General features: G+C 68.0%; 1 pseudogene. It reads left to right on the top strand.

Going from position 1 to position 331, the window contains the following annotated elements:
- A pseudogene (gene cpsB, locus FNJ47_RS55615) lies at window positions 1–331 on the top strand (mannose-1-phosphate guanylyltransferase/mannose-6-phosphate isomerase); the annotation flags it as partial.

Here is a 331-nt window from a genome sequence, read left to right on the forward strand (position 1 = left end):
AACGCGATCTCGATCGATTACGCGGTCATGGAGAAGACGGCGCATGCCGCGGTGGTGCCGGTGGCGTGCGGCTGGTCCGACATCGGCTCGTGGCGCCAGGTCTGGGAGCTCTCCGACAAGGACGGCCTGGGCAACGCAGCGCGCGGCGCGGCGGTGTTCGAGGACTCCCGCAATTGCAACGTTTCGACCGACCGGGCGCTGGTCGCGCTCGAAGGCGTCGACGATCTCGTCGTGGTCGCGACCCAGGACGCCGTGCTGGTGTCACGCCAGAAGGACGCCAACGGGCTGAAGCGACTGGTCGCGAAACTGAAAGTCGCCGCGCCCGAGGTGA

Source organism: Bradyrhizobium uaiense (assembly GCF_010811875.1).
Taxonomy (GTDB): domain Bacteria; phylum Pseudomonadota; class Alphaproteobacteria; order Rhizobiales; family Xanthobacteraceae; genus Bradyrhizobium; species Bradyrhizobium uaiense.